This is a genomic window from Corynebacterium glutamicum ATCC 13032 (assembly GCF_000011325.1).
In the GTDB taxonomy this organism is placed as follows: Bacteria; Actinomycetota; Actinomycetes; order Mycobacteriales; family Mycobacteriaceae; genus Corynebacterium; species Corynebacterium glutamicum.
On the sequence record NC_003450.3, the window covers coordinates 176,294 to 195,165 of the forward strand.

Here is an 18,872-nt window from a genome sequence, read left to right on the forward strand (position 1 = left end):
GGAGTACAAAAATTATGAGCAAGAGCCTTCGCGTTGGAGTTGTCGGTGCAGGAGCCATGGGTGCTGACCACATCGATCGCATCAACAACCGCACCTCTGGTGCACACATCTCTGCCATTATTGAGCCCGACGCAGCACGTGCCGCTGCAGCTGCAGAAGACGCGCCGGGTGCACAGGCCTTCACTCGCATTGAAGATGCTATCGCAGCCGATGCTGTCGACGCAGTGCTGATCGCCGTACCAGGTCAGTTCCATGAGCCAGTACTTGTCCCAGCACTAGAAGCAGGCCTTCCCATCCTGTGTGAAAAGCCACTGACCCCAGATTCTGAATCCTCACTGCGCATCGTCGAGCTGGAGCAGAAGCTGGACAAGCCACACATCCAGGTTGGTTTCATGCGCCGCTTCGACCCTGAGTACAACAACTTGCGCAAATTGGTGGAATCCGGCGAAGCTGGCGAACTGCTCATGCTCCGCGGCCTGCACCGCAACCCAAGTGTTGGTGAGAGCTACACCCAGTCCATGCTGATCACCGACTCCGTCGTCCACGAATTCGATGTCATCCCATGGCTCGCAGGCTCCCGAGTTGTCTCCGTTGAAGTGAAGTACCCAAAGACCTCCTCACTGGCGCACTCCGGCCTCAAGGAACCAATCCTGGTGATCATGGAGCTCGAAAACGGCGTGCTTGTCGACGTAGAGATGAACGTAAACATTCAATTCGGATACCAGGTAGCAACCGAAGCGGTCTTTGAAAAGGGACTTGCCCGCATCGGCCAGCCATCCGGAATGCAGCGCTGGCGCGACGGTGAATTCCTGATCAACGAACACACCGATTTCACCACCCGTTTCGCTACCGCCTACGACCGCCAGATCCAGAGCTGGGTCGACGCAGTCCACGAAGGCACCCTGGTCGCAGGCCCTAACGCATGGGATGGTTACCTGGTTGCACTGTCATGCGAAGCTGGTGTCAAGGCACTCGACGGCGGCGTCATCCCAGTTGATGCGGCACCTCGCCCAGATTTCTACGCTTAAGGAGTTTTGAACGTGGTTCGTATTGCTCTTGATCCCACCCCCTTCCACCATGATTACGATCTGTTGGATTTCCCCGACGTCACCGCACGTTTGGGGTATGAATACATGCAGCTGACCCCTCATGTAGATTTCGGTCCTTTCTTCCGCCACCCCAAGGCAGACGATGATCTCGTGGCAGCCCTGAAAAAGCGTGCCAAGGATGCCGGAGTCACCATTCCTGCACTGTTGCCAGTGCAGCGTATTTCCTGGCCGGAGGAAACCCAGCGTGTTGCAGCAGTACGCAACATCAAGCGCATCATCCAGTTGGCCGTTGATCTGGAAGTAGACACCCTCAACACGGAGTTTTCTGGACGCCCAGAACGCTCCGAGGATTCCGAAGATGCCTTCTACCGCTCCATGGAAGAACTCCTGCCAATCCTGGAAAAAGAGGGCATCAAGTTCAACATCGACCCACACCCTGATGATTTCGTGGAAAACGGTATTGAAGCATGGCGAGTCATCCGCGGTCTGAACTCCAAGCAGGTGGGCTTTGTTTACGTGGCACCTCACTCATTCCACATGGGTGATCAGGCTGAGGCAATCCTGCCAGCAGTAGGCGATCGCCTTGGGGCTGTGTACCTGTCAGATACCTTCGACCACCACAAATCCCACGGCCTGCGCTACATCACTAACCCTCCAGGCAACGCAGTGCGCGTGCACCAGCACCTAAAAATCGGTGATGGCGATGTGAACTTTGAAGAGATCTTCTCACTGCTGCGCTCTACCGGTTACCTTGACCGTGAAGATGCACTGTTGGTCTCCAACGTGTTTGCAGAAGATGAAGCAGCAGATGAAGTATCCCGCTACCAGCTGGAGAAAATCCGCTCACTCATCGAAAACGCATAGAGTTATCTCGAAACTACCAAGACGGTTTCTTTTCTTTAGATCTAAGGAGGAGAGACCGTCTTTCACCCTTTCATCTGATTGGACATCGACGCCATGCGCAATGATCGGTCCTTTAGCGTTCCCATTGCGCTACTTGCCGCGGGAGCACTGTTTCTAGAAATCCTCGACGGCACCATCCTGACAACCGCAGTGCCAGCTATTGCTCGTGACTTCGGTATTGACGCCGTGGATGTCAGCATTGCACTGGTTGCTTACTTGGCAGCCGCAGCAGCTGGCATTCCGGCTGCAGGGTGGCTAGCGGATCGATTTGGTGTGCGCAAAGTCCTGTTGCTGGCTTTAGCGGTGTTTACTGCAGCCTCCTTGGTTTGTGCAGTGGCGCCGGGGCTGACTGTGCTTACCGGTGCTCGCGTTATCCAAGGTCTTGGTGGTGCACTACTCGTCCCAGTCGGGCGATTAGCAGTAATCCGGGGAACGGATCCCAAAGATCTCCTTGATGCCATCGCGTTTTTAACCTGGCCAGCTCTGGTTGCCCCAGTGATCGCCCCACTTCTGGGAGGTCTTCTTGCCGATACCATTGGTTGGCGATGGATCTTCCTCCTCAACGTGCCCTTAGGAATCATCGCGATCATTGCTGGACTATTCATCCTGCCCAAGAACACTGCCGTGAATGTGAAACGATTTGATCTTCCAGGTTTCCTCGGCGCAATGCTGGTGATGGTGGCGCTGACCGTGGCTGCGGAGTTAATTTCCAGGGGAAGTTCGGCTGAACTTACTATCGCTGCATGCCTCGTCTTAAGTGCTGCGGTGGTATGCGGTTTTGTAGTGCGCTGGCTGCGAGTTCCAGGCCGACTTTTTGATCTCAGCATCATGCGCATCCCAGGTTTCCGAGTGGGTAATTCCTCCGGAAGTATCTACCGCTTGGTAATCACCGCAGCACCATTCATGTTCACTTTGCTCTTCCAAGTGGCGTTTGGGTGGTCTGCAACATTAGCGGGTGCCATGGTGGTCGCACTATTCGCAGGCAACGTGGCAATCAAACCTTTCACCACGCCGATCATTAAACGCTGGAATTTCAAACCAGTACTGGTCTTTTCTAACGCTGCTGGCGCCTTGGTATTGGCAACTTTTTTGTTCGTTCGTGCAGATACCCCACTGGTTCTCATCGTGCTGCTGCTCTTTGTTTCGGGCGCATTAAGGTCCCTCGGTTTCAGCGCCTACAACACCTTGCAGTTTGTCGATATCTCACCAGAACAAACCAGCAACGCCAACGTGTTATCAGCAACCCTGCACCAACTAGGCATGTCTTTGGGTATTGCGGTAGCAGTCATCGCCATGTCCCTTGCACCCACCGCCAACTGGGCATTCCCACTGGCAGCAGCGTTGTTCCTCATTCCTCTAATCGGCGCACTATCTTTGCCTCGCGACGGCGGTGCCCGAGCCTTTTCCTCCTCTTAGAAACCCACTTCTGAAAGGTATAAAAACATGACTATTCGAATCGGACTCGTTGGCTACGGTGTCGGCGGCAGGCTCTTTCACACCCCTTACATCCAAGCTTCTACGCACTGCGAATTAGTAGGCGTAGTTGCTCGTTCCGAAGGCACCAAAGCAGCCGTTGCAGAAGATCTTCCAGATGTTGCCATCGTGGGATCGCTGACAGAACTCCTCGAACTGGGCGTCGATGCAGTGGTGATCTCCACCCCTCCAGCCACGCGCCGGGAACTGGCCTTGGAAGCAATCAACGCAGGTGTCGCAGTGGTTGCCGATAAACCGTTTGCACCATCAGCCGCAGATGCCATGGAACTTGTCGAAGCCGCCGAAAAGGCTGGAGTGCTGCTCAACGTCTTCCACAACAGGCGCAACGACACCCACATTGTCACGGCACTGGGAATCCAAGAAGAACTTGGTGCGATGCGTGGACTGGACCTGCGACTAGACCTGATCGAACCTGATTCCTTGGAGGCAGGTCCTGAAGGTGGTTTGCTGCGCGATCTGGGCTCACACGTAGTCGATCAGACCCTGGTTCTCATGGGGCCGGCTACCTCTGTCACCGCCCAACTTGGATCCATCGACCTTCCAGAAGGCCCAACCAACGCAAGGTTCCGCATCGTGTTGGAACATGAATCGGGCGCCGTATCGCACATTTCTGCCAGCAAGATTGACCGCTTGGAGTCCTGGGAAATCCGCTTGGTGGGCGAGCGCGGCTCCTACGTATCCAACTACACCGACGTGCAGACCGTGGCGATCAAACAGGGACTTCGACCAACCAATGACCGCGAACACTGGGGCTACGAATCGGAGGAGCGGTGGGGCACCTTGGTTACCGATGAAGGCTCAAAGGTGATTCCTTCAGCACAAGGCGATTACACCCGCTTCTACGATGCCTTTGCCTTGGCTGTGGAAAACGGTGGCGCAGGGCCGGTGCCTGCACGTGAAGGTGTTGCAGTGCTCAAGGTGTTGGATGCTGTAGCCCAGAGCGCTGCGGAAAAACGCACCATTGAGTTGAGCTAAGGAGAAGTGCTGCTGGCTGCTAGCGGTAATTAGACGTCTGTCTCTAGGGATGCCGCATCCCGCCGGCGCTCCTAGAGTCCGTTTGTAAAACCTAGAATTCCGAATACGTTCCGAATAGGGTGGGGGTATGAGTAAGATAGTTGATCTGCGCTATGGGACCCGGCGTTCCTCGGAGTTGAGCAAACGCTCTGCTGAAGTCTTTGCCGAAGCTGAAGAACATCCCATTACTGTGACACGTCGTGATGGTGAAGCGTTGGTATTGATGTCGCAGCGCGAAGCTGACGGGCGAGCCCGCCTGCTGGAGTTGGCTGCACAGTTAATTACTGTGGCCACTGATCATCAGGGCACGTTAGCCGAACGTATGGCGAAAGTATTCCCGTGGATGCTGGCCCTGTCAGTGGCGGATCGTGAGGCGTGTGCCCGTGAGATTCTTGACGCTGCACGAGCATCGTTTGCAACCGAACAACCTCACCTCGCTCTTACTGAACTGACCTCATGGAAAGAAACAGCAGCAGCTGTTGCTGCTGGATTGAGTAACACTGATCTGCAGTGGTACGACGATCCGCATCTGGTGGAGCGTCCCTAAGCGTGGCTGGAAAGAAAAGCGAGTTAGTTCCTCGCCCGCGCAAGAAAAACGAATTCGAAAGCCGCTTTGCTACCACTCACGCAGCAAAAGGGTGGCGAGATTTAGTGGCAAGCATCCGTAACCCCATGGCAGAGACGTGGGATTTTTTGACCGTGACGCCGCTGTTGACCACGCCGACGAACTACCGACTTAAAGGTGAATTGGGTATCGTTCACCATAATGGGAAGGCGCATGATCGGTGGCAACATAAATCTACTGCGAAAGGGTCTGCTCGAATCTGGTTTTATGTTGAGAAGAACACTGTGTTCCTCGAGCAGGTCCATACCCATCATCCTAATGAGACGAAGTAATCCCTCATTAGGAAGTCCAAGTATTTGGGGTAGCTATCCACGTGGCGCGCACGTGCCCCGTTCAATCAGCGAGGGCTGCAACGTATGCATGATCTCCGGGTGGGGTGCCTCGGGATCAAGCATGCTCAGCAACAAGAGAGCGGCGTTGTAGCCGACGCCGATGCTGTTGTCGTCGATGGTGGTGAGGTTGATCAGTCGGGTTTGGGCGAGGGGAGTGTTGTCATATCCGATTATTGATAGATCTTCAGGTACGCGTAAACCTAGTTCACGGGCGGCACCGAGTGCTCCGATGGCGGTGATGTCGTTTGAGGAGAAAATGGCGGTGACCTCCGGGTGCTCTTTGAGTAGTGCGAGGGTTTCGGTGTACCCGGCGTGCTCAACGGCGGGGCCGAGGTAATCGTTGGAAAGCGGCTCCAGGCCATGTGCACGCATGGTTGCCTCAAAGCTTTCGAAGCGTCGTAAGCCAGCGCCGCTTCCCACGCGTAGGTGGGCGATGTGGGTGTGTCCAAGATCGATGAGGTGTTTTGTGGCTATTTCTGCGCCCCGGAAGTCATCGTTGGCCACTGAATCATGGGTGCTGGCTTGGGTGATTCTGGTGCCTGCGATGACAAATGGGGGTAGGGAATCGGGGACAGTGAAATCGGGGATGTCTTGGGCGATGATGATTCCATCGGGGCGCATTGATAGTGCACTGGTAATGGGATCGGTGCCGGCTTGAGAGGTTAATGAGTCAATGACGGACAGTCGGTACCCCTTGGGGGTGAGCACATCGCTGAGGCTTTGAATCAGGTCGATGAACCACGGGTTGGAGTAGTCGTCGATAAGCACTGCAATGAGCTGCGTGCGCTTGGCCGCAAGGTCTGATGCGGCGCGATTTGGCTGGTAGTTGAGCTTTTTTATCGCGGTCTTGACCGCGGCTTCGGATTCTTTGCTCACGTTGGGGGAGCCGCGAAGCACGAGAGAAACCAAGGATTTGGAGACGCCTGCGGCTTTGGCGACGTCATAAATTGTGGGGCGGGATGTGCTCATCTTCTGTGATTTTCTCTTGAACTATTGACAGGACATTTAAACAAATATAGCTTGTGTTGGAGCGCTCCAATTGCGTAGTGGATCACAATACCGGATCCACATGGTCTAACAACACATCATCTTTTTCGAGGAGGTCATAGTGACTCAGCAAGAACTTCGCGTAGCTGTCATTGGTGCAGGCATGGCAGGCAAAGCACACGCAGCGGGCTACCGCACCGCATCCAGCATCTACTCCACCACTCTGCCCAACATCCGTTTGGTTTCCATCGCGGATGCCAACGTGCAGCTAGCTGAAGAAACCGCAGCACGCTTTGGCTTTGAGCGCTTTGATACCTCTTGGCAGGCGATCGTTGAGGCCGATGACATCGATGTTGTCAGCGTCGTGGTGGCTAACTTCCTGCACCGCGAAATCGTGGAAGCACTTCTGGCATCCGGCAAGCATGTGCTGTGCGAGAAGCCACTGTCAGACACCATCGAAGATGCAGAAGCCATGATTGAGGCAGCCGGCCGTGCAGCAACAAATGGCACCATCGCCCGCATCGGACTGACCTACCGCCGTTCCCCAGGCGTGGCACACATCCGTGATCTCGTGCAGTCCGGCGAGCTTGGCAAGGTTCTACACGTCACCGGCCACTACTGGACCGACTACGGATCCAATGCACAGGCACCAATCAGCTGGCGTTACAAGGGGCCAAACGGCTCCGGCGCACTGGCAGATGTGGGAAGCCACCTCACCTACCTGGCAGAATTCGTTGCAGGATCTGACTTCGCCGCCGTCCGTGGTGGCCAGTTGTCCACCGTGATCACCGAGCGCCCCAAGCCACTCGGCGCGATTGTCGGCCACGAAGGCGGCGCAGTTTCCGATGAATACGAAGCAGTGGAAAATGATGACATTGCATCATTCTCCGGATCCTTCATCGGTGGCGGAACCGCAACCCTCCAGGTCAGCCGCATTTCCCAGGGACACCCAAACACCCTAGGTTTTGAAGTGTTCTGTGAAAAGGGCTCCGTGCTCTTTGATTTCCGCAACTCAGGCGAATTCAAAATCTTCACCCCAGCAACCTCCGGTGACATCAGCCAAGAAGCCGGCTACCGCACCATCACCATCGGACCAAAGCACCCATACTGGCGCGGCGGCCTTGCAATGGATGCACCAGGCGTGGGAATTGGCCAAAACGAAGGCTTCGTTTTCCAGGCGCGCGCATTCCTCGAAGAAATCGCAGGAATCTCCGAAGCTGAAAGCCTGCCACGCTGCGCAACTTTGGAAGAAGGGCTACACAATATGCAGCTCATTGATGCTGTATCACAGTCAGCTGCAGCAGGTGGCGAAACCGTTGCGGTCCCAGCGGCTGCTCTGATCCCTGCAAACAACTAGAAACTATTCAGAAAGCATCACCATGAAACTCGGTCTCTACAACGCGATCTTCCACGACCGCACCCTGCCAGAAGCGCTCGCAGCCATCAAAGCTGCAGGTCTCACCGGAATTGAACTCAACACCGGCGGATTTTTGCCTGCAACCCACATCCCGACCATCGATGACATCCTGGTCAGCGATGATGCCCGCGATGAATTCCTCGGGATTTTCGAAGGCACCGGCGTCGACATCTACGGCCTTAACTGCAACGGCAACCCGCTTCACCCCAACAAGGCGATCGGGGACAAGCATGCCGAAGACATTCGACGTTCCATCCGCCTCGCAGAGCGCCTCGGCCAAAACCGTGTGGTCACCATGTCTGGTCTTCCTGGTGGCGAACCAGGCGCGAAGTACACCAACTGGGTTGTCAACGCGTGGAACTCCGCAGCCTTGGATGTCCTTGATTACCAATGGGATATCGCAGCTGAATTCTGGCGCGAGACCGACCGCTTCGCCGCAGATCACGGCGTGAAAGTGGCTCTTGAGCTGCACCCACAGAACATCGTGTTCAACTCCGCTGACGTGCATAAGCTCATCGATCTCACCGGCGCCACCCACGTGGGCGTCGAACTGGATGCATCACACCTGTTCTGGCAGCAGATGGACCCAATCGCTGTGATTGATCACCTCGGCGAGCTCATCTTCCACGCCGCCGCCAAAGACGTGCGAGTTAATAAGGAATGGGCTCAGCTCAACGGTGTGCTGGACAACAGCTTCCGACGCCTTGACCCATCCGAAAACCGCACCAACTTGGGCGGCGACGAGTGGGCGAATGAATGGCCAAAGAACTCTGCTTGGGATTTCGTTGCTCTGGGCCGCGGTCATGACGTTGCTTACTGGACCGAATTCCTCCGCGCACTTCACCGCGTCGATCCAAACATGCTGGTCAACATCGAACACGAGGATGTTTCACTCGGTCGCGAAGAAGGCGTCAACGAAGCCGCTAAGGTGCTGATCGAGGCCAACAAGGCACTCGAAGAGTCCCTGGTTTCTTAAAAAAACTACGCCTGCCCCGCAACGCTTGCGGGGCAGGTTGCGCTTTTAAAAAGATGCTTATCGACGCACCCCTCCTTCTGCATATACGATCGAGCACATCTAACAAAAGGCAGGGGTTCAGGCATGTATTCCAACAATTTGTTTCTCTTATCCGTGTCTGAAGATAGTGAAGAATATGAATGCTGCGTCGGCCTATTAGATGGTTCAGATGGACTTGCTTATATCGAGAAGCTTCTCAAAGGAAGAAGGCTGAAGAATCATCATCTAGTGTGGGATCAGATTGATAAGGCCACTATCGCTCGTGAACCAATACACAAAGGGCAATTGGTTCATCTGATATTTTTGACCGCACTAACCACACCTGGCGAATTCTCCTTTGTTTACCCAGGTCAAAACCTTATCGAAGCAACACTTGAAAAAGATTATGCTGCACTTGTACTTGACGAAGAGCGCAAACAATTTGTACCTGAACTGATTCAAATGTGGTCACTCCCCGTCGGGTGGGTCGCTCCTGGGCTTGAAGATTTCTTGTATCGCAATTCGGAGTGGTACTAAATCTAACCTGACTTTCACCATTTTGTTCGGTCCCGAGTTCCGACCTGATCAGAGCATTGATTGCACACTGACCGTTGGACGATACATGTGCTTTAAGTTCGATTTCTCACCGTCGATACCGCTAGGGAAACAGCCAAAAACGGCACGAAATTGGAGTCGAGAAATTGAGTTTGCGGTATTGCTGTTGCGAACTCGATACCGTGAAATCGAGATTAATAAACCACGGCGTTTATCGCTTGTTTAAGGTGTTGATTTTTTCCGATGGGTGCTTGTATCACTCGAGGGCTTAAAGGCCTTGAGAGGCGATTCTGGGAGGTTACTTTTTCGGGGCCTTTTGAGCAGTTTTTCACCGCAGTTCATTTGGAGACCAAGGATGATTGTAGGGGACTTAGTTTTGGTCATATATGACGTTTTATTTGATCTGGTGACCAAGGATCTTTGATCATCCTATGTATTTGGTCGTATATGCCGGTTTTGGAAGATTGCCGCAACCAGATCATTAATTTTTCGCAGCTCAGGAAAAACATTGTGTGTGAGGAGGGGTGAAGTGTGCTGACCTTGCAATACTGGGAGATAAAACGACATAAGTGTGTTAGAAAGTGTGCCGGATTGTCTGCTTTTACACCCCAATTTTGAAAAGAAAGTTTCCCATCAGCGCAGATTCATGGCAGACTAGACGTTAGTCGCGATTTCTATTCGCAGTGTTTAGGCGCTGATAAGAGATATAACTGTGAGCGCCTAGTTTTCCTTTACCCTGCAGCATCTGTGAAGGTAGATGGTTTGACGAGGAGTTCCAACGACTCGGACGCTGGTGAATCATGCTGGCGAACGTAGCATCACCTGATTAGGAAAAGGTACAAATATGGCACAGGGTACTGTGAAATGGTTCAACGGCGAAAAGGGATTTGGTTTCATCGCTCCCAACGATGGCTCCGCAGATCTCTTCGTCCACTACTCTGAGATTCAGGGCTCCGGTTTCCGTAATCTTGAGGAAAACCAGCCAGTTGAATTTGAGGTCGGCGAGGGCGCCAAGGGCCCACAGGCTCAGCAGGTTCGTGCTCTCTAAGCTCTAACTGCTAGCTAAAAATTCCGCTTCGTCCTTTTCGGACGGGGCGGTTTTTTAATGGGTGGATTGTGCCCCTCGAGATCGCTCAATCGTCTTTATTTTCAATTCATTAAGTCGTTGACAATTCGTAAAATTGCGTCTAGAACTAATGCTATAACGGGGAGAATGAAAAGCTTTACGCACACTGCTCACTTGGCGCAGTCTGGAAATCCGAGGAACATTTCACAAGCAGAGGGGTGGTTGCTTGTAGTTCAATCTATGGGAATTGCTGTATTGCTTGCAGTTAGTTTTCAGTCCCATTTGTGGGAGTGGGGTGGGATCATAAGGATGCTCGCCCAAATCGTATTTATTATCTTGATTATCTTGGTGTCTAGAGGGCTTGCGAAGACTAGGCGGGTTCATCCTCGGGGATTTAAATGGCGTCTTACCTGCGCAGGAATCTTACCGGTAGTTGTGGCAGTGATTGGTGGATGGTTCTGGACGGCTCCCACATTTCATGACACATCGTGGATAATTACAACAGCAGTGGCAGTGGGAGCAAGCCTTCCTGGTGCTTTGGTTGGTTTGGAATTAGTGGTTAGAGGAAACAAGTGAATCTCGAAGAAGCACGAATCGCTTTGAATGACACCATTCATTCACCTGTTCGTCTGGCGTTGATGGCCGCGTTAAATTCTGTTGATTCAGCTGATTACCAAAGTCTTCGTGAAGAACTGGGCGTAAGCTACTCGTTGCTTTCTAAACACGCTGCAATACTTGAACAAGCCGGTTATTTGAAAATTTCCAAAGCTTTTGATGGACGAACACCCATCACTCATCTGAATTTAACTCGTGATGGACGGCAGGCTTTTCAAAGTTACCTTTCTGCGCTGGATCGGTTGGTACGGGGGTTAACAACCTAGCTTTGTATCTGAAGGCTTCGGAGATTTCCTGTATACATCAACAATTGCCCTTTAACCAGGAGTATTCTTAGCTTCTATGACTCCTGATCTTGCAGCTTTTCTGGACAAACTTTATGCCGAGGGGCAGGAATTTGATGCAGAGCAACCGGATCGGCTTGATCGCAGGAGAAACCTTGAATCTGAAAGCGCTGCGCTACTTCGCTCGCTCATCTACGGAATTAGTCCAAAGTCAGTTCTCGAGCTAGGCACATCCAATGGTTACTCGACTATTTGGATGGCAGATGTCGTGAATTTAACAACAGTAGACAATGATCCTGAGCGGTCTTTGGATGCTGCAGCAAACCTTCGCGCCGCTGGAGTTGAAGAAAAAGTTCAACGAATCGTCGCCGATGGAGCAACCGTACTTGCCGATTCCGCCGATGAACAATGGGATTTCATTTTCCTTGATGCCGAACAATCACTCTATGTAAATTGGTGGCCTGACCTGCAATGAGTTCTAGCAAATGGCGGCTTGTTAGTGGTTGACAATGTTCTGTCGCAGGCCGATCAGGTTGTGTCATTCCGAGAACACGTTGATCAAACTGAAGGGCTCCGATCCCTGGTTCTTCCCATCGGTGCGGGACTTCTCATTATCGCTAAACAAAGCTAGGTGACGGTGTCCTGCTGAGCGAGAGAGATTACCCGCGCTAGACCCTTTCTTCAGCTCTTTTCCACACGCATGCGTAGCGTTCCCGATCTGGCCAACGAGGATCCCGCTCTTTTGGCGAGATAACAAAACCAAGTTTGCGATAAAAATCCACCGCGTCATCATCGGTCTCTAAATAAACCTCTGGGAAGCTCGTCGCCACAACGTTTAGAAGCTGGCTTCCTAGGCCCATTCCTTGATGAGATTCCAGGACCGCGATGTACTCAATTACCGCCCGAGTTGGTTCATTGAAATAGGACGCAAACGCGATGGGGGAAGCATCCTCAAAGATACCGATGGTGGTCATCTGGGAAATCTCATGCGTGATGGTGTGGTCTAATTGTGCTGCAGAATAGCCGGAAGCAAGCCACAAAAGGTGAGCGAACTCAGCGGATTGCATGGCCTCTGGGCTGAAAATTTCAATTTTCATTATTGTGCGCCTCTACCTTTAAACCTTTGGAGTTGTCCCACGGACAATGAGCTGCCCCGGAATGCTTAAGTGGTTTTCGGGGAGTGGGGCGGCGTCGAGAAGCGTTAAAACCTGCGTGGCAGCTGCGGCGCCCATGGCTGGGAGGTCTGGTGCGAAAACGGTGATGCCAGGGCCCCACACTGCGAGCCATTCGGCGACGCCGTAACAAGCAAGTGCCAGGTCATCCGATATTTTTATGCCGTTTTCTTGGGTTGCTTTGAGAACTCCTAGAGTTAATTGCGTGCTCAGGGGCACCACGATTTGAGGGAGATCATTGCGGAATTCTGCGAATGCTTCATAACCGCCGGTGGGGGAGTAGCGGGAGTGAACTACCCGGAATCGTAGTTCTTCGCGGATTCCGCGTTGTGTGGCTTCGGTTTCGAGGGCGTTGATGAATCCGGCTTTGCGGTCTCGGGCGGTGCTGAGCTCAGCAGGACCGACAATGATACCTATATCTCGGTATCCCTGATCCAAAATATGAAGAGCAAGTTCCTTCAAACCAGTGGCATCATCGCTGGTCACAGTAGGTCGGTTGAGATCGCTACGACGATTAAGCTCGACCACTTTGAAGCCCTTTGGAAACTTCGCTTGGGGATTAACTGGAGCGTGCACCACTGCATCTACCTGGCGGTTGAGCATGGATTCGATAGCTCGACGTTCCTTTTCTGCGTCGTTTCCAGTTGTGGAAACAACTAGTTGGTATCCGGATTTGTCTAATTCATCTTGGAGGACAGTGGCGGATTCGGTGTAGAACTTATTGATAATGCCGGGAACGATCAGGCCAACGGTGCGGGTCTTGTTTTCCCTAAGTGCACGAGCCATGGCGTTGGTTCGGTACCCAAGTTTCTCGGCGGCGGCGAGTACTTTGTCACGGGTTGCTGCATCAACGGAACCTCGTCCAGAAATTGCGCGAGAAGCAGTACCGTAACCTACTCCAGCTTCACGGGCGGCGTCAGTTAACTTCACATTCACACCGTTAAGCCTATGCGTTGGGGTAAAAATTATGGCAGATTGGTGCTTAAGTAATGGACTGTTTTCACCCTTTAAACTTCTAGATTTAAACACGAGGGGTTTCGGTAGCACGGTTTAGTAACTTGTCAAAGGCTTGCAAATACCCACTGCTACTACTCTGATGGCGATTAAGCGAACTTTACTATGACTCGAAAATTTAGAAGACTCCACGATCTCGGATATTTCATCATTCCGTTTGTTGAATTTTTAAGTATTGCGGCAGGATACTTTCTTATTAAAACTGCAGCGGATGAGTTTGGAAAGCTTAATTTTATCGGGACGATTCTCGTAGTCGGAGGGGTCGTTTCCCTGTTTACCGGGTGGCCACTTCTATTCGCAAGAGTGAATGATTTTAGGTGGGATGCAGTTTACCTTGTGGGTGGAGCGGTATTTTTAGCATTCCTTTTTCTGGGGCCAAAGGAAATGACAGTTCTTGGACTGGTGGCGATGTTTGCTGGTCCGGGAATGCTAATAGCAGGGTTTTCATATCTGAGTCGTCGTATTATTGCGTATTTTGTGGAATTGAGGCGGTTGCAACCTAGTGATTAAGAGGCTGTGATCACACCATGGCTTGAAGCAAATGGAGAACAGCTTGAAGCGCCACAAATGCTCATACGGTGTCTGCAAGAAAGACATTTGTAAAGCTGCTGGTAGCCCAGGTAAAAAATGAAATCACTGCAATGCGTGGATAGTCCTGGGAAATATGCTCACAGTGGCGGTTGAATTTAAACAAAAGCGTTGCGCGTGTGGCATTGAAAGCGGTGGAACTACCTATTGGATATGAGTGTGCTTCACTCCCGAATTCGGTGATTTGGAATCCAAACTTTAAAGAAAAACACCGCTGCCCCTCCACCTGCGCGAAGCAGGGGAGGGGCAGCGGCTGAGAAAAATCTGGAGCGTGTTATCTATGCAGTGTCTGGGTTTTTAGTGCACCTTTCCTTTTCGGATGTCCTTGTTGAAAATGACACCGGAAGTAACATCCTCATCAATCTCCTCCAAGGTACGTCCACGAGTTTCAGGAACCTGGGTGTAGATGAAGATCAAGGCAACCACACCGATTCCGGCGAACATGAAGAAGGTTCCGGTTAGTCCTACTGCTTCCATGATGGTTGGGAAGAACAATCCGAGGAACGCGTTTGCGATCCAGAGGAAGAACACTGAGATACCGATTGCGAAACCGCGCATTGCCAGCGGGAAGAGCTCAGAGAGCATAACCCAGGTAGCTACGTTGAGGAAGGTCTGCATGGATCCCACGAAGACCACAACCAGAGTCAAGATAACGTAGGGGCGAAGAGGATCGCCGACTGGGAATGCTACGGATGCGATACCGATCAATACGTGGCTAATGGTGGTGAGAGAATAACCGGTAATGAGGGTGGTACGGCGGTTGATACGATCCATCATCCACAGTGCGATGAATGCACCGACAACTGCGATCACTCCTGGCGCCACGTTGGCGATCAGAGCTGCATTCTCGGAGAAACCAGCCTCAATGAGAACAACCTGGCCGTAGTACATGATGGAGTTGATGCCGGTCAGCTGCTGTGCGACACCCAATCCGATACCTACCAGGAGGATGCGCACAAGCCACTTGCTGGACAAAATTTCCCTTAAGCCCATGGACTTCTCGGAAACGGCGTGCTCTTCTCTTGCTAGGTGTTCAACATCAGCAACTTCTGCATGGGCACGTTCTAGAGGGCGAATGGTTTCAAGAACTGCGCGAGCCTCATCAATGCGTCCTCGCTCAACAAGCCAGCGTGGGGATTCTGGAACTCGGAGCATTCCAAAGAAGAGGGCAATTGCTGGGATTGCGGCAATTGCCAGCATGTAGCGCCACACACCATCGTGGTGTCCAAAAACATTTCCAATAATCGCATTGATGACAAAAGCTGCGAGCTGACCAACAACAATCATCAACTCATTACGGCCAGCCAGTGAGCCACGGATTTCAAAAGGAGCAAGTTCAGCCAGGTAGACAGGGACAACAGTGGAAGCGCCACCAACTGCGAGTCCAAGAAGCACACGTCCGACAACCATTACTGCAAAAGATGGAGCAAACACGCAGATCATGGTGCCGACAAAGAAAGCTACTGCAAGTGAGATGATTGTTTTCCGGCGACCCCAGTTGTCGGAAATGCGACCGAAAAACATCGCACCAGCTGCTGCACCAAACAGCAGGGAAGAAGTTACAACACCCTCGGTGAACGCGGTTAGTCCGAGCTCACGTGTCATTGGGTTGAGTGCACCGTTGATTACTCCGGTGTCATATCCGAAGAGCAGCCCACCAAACGTCGCAACTAGTGCAACGTAGAATAGCCGCTTTCTATACGGACCTTCTGTGAGTGGGGGCAGCTTCTTACTTTTTTCAGGGCTGTCGGCCTGAATGAAGGTACTAGCCATCTTGTCTCCTAAGTTTGTCGTGCCCTTACTTGGAGGTGCAGGGTCACGAAACACGATGTAGTAGGCAGTGATTCACATCACCAATGTCTTTAATCGTGGCAGACACGATATGTCCCGTCAATCGTACATAACAAACTTTTTTTGAATACTTTTGAGTAATTGGTAATACTTAGGGGTGGGGGTGTCTGCTTGGGTATGGTTTTCCATTCGGGATTTTCAGCAGGGGTGTGGCTGTTAGCTGCGGTTTGATGCAGGAGTTATGTGGTTAATGTCAGAAACTGCCCCCTCTGGAAATGTTGGAGCATGGGAGTTTCTGGATAAGGGTGCGGGGGTGGAGGGGGTAGTGATTGGGGCTGTTTGACACCTTTGTTAGGTGACATTGTCACCTCATTCACTGCTTAAAGATCCTAATGTCATTACAAAAAGCGTGCGAGGAGCGGACATCGGGAATGGTGGGGCGATAATCGCCCGTTTAAGCGGCTCGAGACGTCGATCGACCACTTGTGTCAAAGTGGGCACAAATTGCCGTCAGGCGGCGCTCTGGAACGTCATCATTTTGGGACTGGTGGGGCGAATGTGAAACCTGGGTGTTTGCTGATCAATTTTTCACCACAGGCGTGAGGTCTGGCCATAAAGTCGAACGAATTTTTGCATCAAACCCTAGGCGGGTTCAGGGGGTGAATGCACCACGAGCAACCCGAAGGGTGCGAAGTGGGCATTCGTAGAACAATCCCAGAGGAAAGCCGTACGGCTTTCCTCGACATGATCAATCAAGGTATGTCAGGTCTTGCTGCGTCTACAGCGGTCGGGGTCAGTGAATTCACCGGGCGAAAGTGGGCGAAGGCCGCCGGGGTGAAACTGACCCGCGGCCCGCGAGGTGGCAATGCTTTTGACACCGCCGAGAAACTTGAGATTGCAGCCAGCATGCTAGAGAAAGGATGCCTACCCCGAGAAATCGGCGAGTATGTCGGCATGACTCGGGCCAATATATCCCTATGGCGCAAACAAGGCCCAGACAAGCTTCGCCAACGCGCAGCCACCTTGCGCACCGGCAAGCGAGCAGCTGAATTCATCCACGCCCCGGTGATGGGCCCTTATTATGGGCCACGCACACTCCATCAAGTGTTGCGTGAGGACTACACAACACTGTTTGACGAGTTATCTGCGTTGGGGTTGCCAGCACAGGTGTGTGGGGCCTTACTTCATCTTGCTCCACCACCATCATTACGCTTTTCTTATATGTCGTGTGTAGTGCCGTTATTTGCTGATGAAATCAAAGTCGTAGGACAAGGCACACGATTATCGTTAGAAGAGAAAATGATGATCCAACGTTTCCATGACACCGGGGTCAGTGCAGCAGAAATCGGTCGACGCCTGGGTCGGTGTCGGCAAACAATTTCCAGGGAACTTCGACGTGGTCAAGATGATGATGGACGTTATCGTGCACGCGACTCCTATGAAGGTGCGATCAGGAAACTAGCGCGTCCGAAAACACCGAAACTTGATGCCAATCGTAGGCTTCGGGCTGTGGTGGTCGAGGCGTTGAATAATAAATTATCTCCGGAGCAGATTTCTGGTCTTTTAGCCACCGAGCATGCTAACGATAGCTCTATGCAGATTAGTCATGAAACTATTTACCAGGCGTTATATGTTCAAGGTAAAGGGGCGTTGCGTGATGAATTGAAGGTGGAGAAATTTCTTCGTACCGGTCGGAAGGGACGTAAACCGCAGTCGAAGTTGCCATCGAGAGGTAAGCCGTGGGTGGAGGGTGCGTTGATTAGTCAACGCCCAGCAGAAGTTGCTGATCGTGCTGTGCCTGGGCACTGGGAGGGCGATTTAGTAATTGGTGGTGAAAACCAAGCGACAGCGTTGGTGACGTTGGTGGAGCGCACGAGCCGGTTGACGTTGATTAAGCGGTTGGGGGTTAATCATGAGGCGTCGACTGTGACGGATGCGTTGGTGGAGATGATGGGTGATTTGCCGCAGGCGTTGCGTCGGAGTTTGACGTGGGATCAGGGTGTGGAGATGGCAGAGCATGCGCGGTTTAGCGTGGTGACCAAGTGTCCGGTGTTTTTCTGTGATCCTCATTCGCCGTGGCAGCGTGGGTCGAATGAGAATACGAATGGATTGGTCAGGGATTTTTTCCCGAAGGGCACTAATTTTGCTAAAGTAAGTGACGAAGAAGTTCAGCGGGCACAGGATCTGCTGAATTACCGGCCGCGGAAAATGCATGGTTTTAAAAGCGCGACGCAGGTATATGAAAAAATCGTAGTTGGTGCATCCACCGATTGAATTCGCCCTAGGTTGGATGCAAAAATCCACCACAAACATGTGGTCAGTCCACATGAATTGAACGAATTTTTGCATTTGGAACCGGCATGTCCCGATACCATCAAAAAACCTCACCGCGCACCCAAGAATCTCCTTAATGGCCCTCGATTTGGCGTTCCAACTCTTTGATTCGGATCCGCAGGGCCTTTTTCTCATCCCAATTGGCGGTGACATCGCGGAGAAAAGCTGCAACGCCTTCGATTTTTCCGGAATCGTCCTTCAGGATGGTGATGGAGAATTCCAAAGACATTTTGGATCCATCGGCACGAATGCCTGGAACGTTAAGCGGTTCGGAGCCATAGCGAGTTTCGCCGGATTCCATGACGCGATCCCATCCGTCCCAGTGGGCCTTGCGGTGTTTTTCGGGAATGATGATGTCGAGTGATTTTCCAAGGGCTTCGCCGGCCGTGTATCCAAAGAGTTTCTCGGAGCCGCCGTTCCAGAGTCTGATTATTCCATCGCGGGTGGCGTAGATGATTGCTTCTTCTGTTTCGGTGACAAGTCGGGCTGCGATGGTGTCAAAATCGACCATTTTTATCTTCTTTCACGGGGTGGATAGGCGAACATCTTCTACCATATCCTGTGATGTGTAACACAAGAGCGTAATCTGACCTCCCGTTTTCCTATAGGTTGATCGAAAGTAACCCTTTTGTTACTTG

The 18,872-nt window shown here is 52.2% G+C and carries 19 protein-coding genes; 14 read left to right on the forward strand and 5 right to left on the reverse strand.

Translation table 11 applies throughout. The features are described 5' to 3' along the window. The first annotated feature begins 14 nt into the window (after positions 1 to 14). The 6 genes from CGL_RS00860 to CGL_RS00885 all read left to right on the forward strand — a co-directional run bounded on the left by CGL_RS00860 (position 15) and on the right by CGL_RS00885 (position 5,357). Positions 15 to 1,028, forward strand: coding sequence for a Gfo/Idh/MocA family protein (locus CGL_RS00860; protein ID WP_011013436.1), 1,014 nt, complete (start codon positions 15 to 17; stop codon positions 1,026 to 1,028). Between the two features lie 12 nt (positions 1,029 to 1,040). Further along, positions 1,041 to 1,913 carry a sugar phosphate isomerase/epimerase family protein gene (locus CGL_RS00865; protein WP_011013437.1) on the forward strand — a complete coding sequence of 291 codons (873 nt, stop codon included), beginning with the start codon at positions 1,041 to 1,043 and terminating at the stop codon, positions 1,911 to 1,913. A 93-nt stretch (positions 1,914 to 2,006) separates the two neighbouring features. After that, entirely contained in the window at positions 2,007 to 3,368 is a 1,362-nt protein-coding gene (locus CGL_RS00870) for an MFS transporter (protein WP_041625642.1), read from the forward strand. Positions 3,369 to 3,395: 27 nt separating this feature from the next. Next, a complete protein-coding gene (locus CGL_RS00875) occupies positions 3,396 to 4,421 on the forward strand; it encodes a Gfo/Idh/MocA family oxidoreductase (RefSeq protein ID WP_011013439.1) in 1,026 nt (341 codons plus the stop codon). A gap of 127 nt (positions 4,422 to 4,548) precedes the next feature. Beyond that, positions 4,549 to 5,007 (forward strand): prevent-host-death protein, encoded by a 459-nt coding sequence (locus tag CGL_RS00880; protein WP_011013440.1) that lies wholly within the window; start codon positions 4,549 to 4,551, stop codon positions 5,005 to 5,007. 2 nt (positions 5,008 to 5,009) lie between these two features. Then, positions 5,010 to 5,357 carry a hypothetical protein gene (locus CGL_RS00885; protein ID WP_011265482.1) on the forward strand — a complete coding sequence of 116 codons (348 nt, stop codon included), beginning with the start codon at positions 5,010 to 5,012 and terminating at the stop codon, positions 5,355 to 5,357. 33 nt (positions 5,358 to 5,390) lie between these two features. Here the strand turns inward: CGL_RS00885 and CGL_RS00890 are convergent, their stop codons facing one another. After that, positions 5,391 to 6,386 (reverse strand): LacI family DNA-binding transcriptional regulator, encoded by a 996-nt coding sequence (locus CGL_RS00890; protein WP_011013442.1) that lies wholly within the window; start codon positions 6,384 to 6,386, stop codon positions 5,391 to 5,393. 139 nt (positions 6,387 to 6,525) lie between these two features. Between CGL_RS00890 and CGL_RS00895 the strand changes: the two genes are divergently transcribed. The 6 genes from CGL_RS00895 (at position 6,526) to CGL_RS00925 (ending at position 11,810) form a co-directional block, all read left to right on the forward strand. Then, a complete protein-coding gene (locus tag CGL_RS00895) occupies positions 6,526 to 7,761 on the forward strand; it encodes a Gfo/Idh/MocA family protein (protein WP_011013443.1) in 1,236 nt (411 codons plus the stop codon). Positions 7,762 to 7,783: 22 nt separating this feature from the next. Next, a complete protein-coding gene (locus CGL_RS00900; protein ID WP_011013444.1) occupies positions 7,784 to 8,797 on the forward strand; it encodes a sugar phosphate isomerase/epimerase family protein in 1,014 nt (337 codons plus the stop codon). A gap of 123 nt (positions 8,798 to 8,920) precedes the next feature. Beyond that, entirely contained in the window at positions 8,921 to 9,352 is a 432-nt protein-coding gene (locus tag CGL_RS00905) for a hypothetical protein (protein ID WP_011013445.1), read from the forward strand. A gap of 862 nt (positions 9,353 to 10,214) precedes the next feature. Beyond that, complete coding sequence (locus CGL_RS00910) at positions 10,215 to 10,418, forward strand: cold-shock protein (RefSeq protein ID WP_003862487.1); 204 nt, start codon at positions 10,215 to 10,217, stop codon at positions 10,416 to 10,418. 590 nt (positions 10,419 to 11,008) lie between these two features. After that, the gene (locus CGL_RS00920; RefSeq protein ID WP_003862490.1) at positions 11,009 to 11,317 is read left to right on the forward strand and encodes a winged helix-turn-helix domain-containing protein; all 309 of its coding nucleotides are present in this window, start codon (positions 11,009 to 11,011) and stop codon (positions 11,315 to 11,317) included. 76 nt (positions 11,318 to 11,393) lie between these two features. Continuing rightward, on the forward strand, positions 11,394 to 11,810 hold the full coding sequence (locus tag CGL_RS00925; RefSeq protein ID WP_011013446.1) for an O-methyltransferase: 417 nt from the start codon (positions 11,394 to 11,396) through the stop codon (positions 11,808 to 11,810). Positions 11,811 to 12,003: 193 nt separating this feature from the next. On the opposite strand, the gene CGL_RS00930 is transcribed toward CGL_RS00925, so the two are convergent. Next, on the reverse strand, positions 12,004 to 12,432 hold the full coding sequence (locus CGL_RS00930) for a GNAT family N-acetyltransferase (protein WP_011013447.1): 429 nt from the start codon (positions 12,430 to 12,432) through the stop codon (positions 12,004 to 12,006). Positions 12,433 to 12,450: 18 nt separating this feature from the next. Then, the gene (locus CGL_RS00935) at positions 12,451 to 13,443 is read right to left on the reverse strand and encodes a LacI family DNA-binding transcriptional regulator (RefSeq protein WP_011013448.1); all 993 of its coding nucleotides are present in this window, start codon (positions 13,441 to 13,443) and stop codon (positions 12,451 to 12,453) included. Positions 13,444 to 13,626: 183 nt separating this feature from the next. Between CGL_RS00935 and CGL_RS00940 the strand changes: the two genes are divergently transcribed. Beyond that, positions 13,627 to 14,031 carry a hypothetical protein gene (locus tag CGL_RS00940; RefSeq protein WP_011013449.1) on the forward strand — a complete coding sequence of 135 codons (405 nt, stop codon included), beginning with the start codon at positions 13,627 to 13,629 and terminating at the stop codon, positions 14,029 to 14,031. Positions 14,032 to 14,406: 375 nt separating this feature from the next. Here CGL_RS00940 and CGL_RS00945 read toward each other — a convergent pair whose 3' ends face one another. Beyond that, complete coding sequence (locus tag CGL_RS00945) at positions 14,407 to 15,882, reverse strand: sugar porter family MFS transporter (RefSeq protein ID WP_011013450.1); 1,476 nt, start codon at positions 15,880 to 15,882, stop codon at positions 14,407 to 14,409. Between the two features lie 1,086 nt (positions 15,883 to 16,968). Between CGL_RS00945 and CGL_RS00950 the strand changes: the two genes are divergently transcribed. Further along, entirely contained in the window at positions 16,969 to 18,174 is a 1,206-nt protein-coding gene (locus tag CGL_RS00950) for an IS30-like element ISCg2 family transposase (protein ID WP_011015431.1), read from the forward strand. 133 nt (positions 18,175 to 18,307) lie between these two features. On the opposite strand, the gene CGL_RS00955 is transcribed toward CGL_RS00950, so the two are convergent. Next, complete coding sequence (locus CGL_RS00955) at positions 18,308 to 18,745, reverse strand: PAS domain-containing protein (protein ID WP_011013452.1); 438 nt, start codon at positions 18,743 to 18,745, stop codon at positions 18,308 to 18,310. Positions 18,746 to 18,872: the final 127 nt, after the last annotated feature.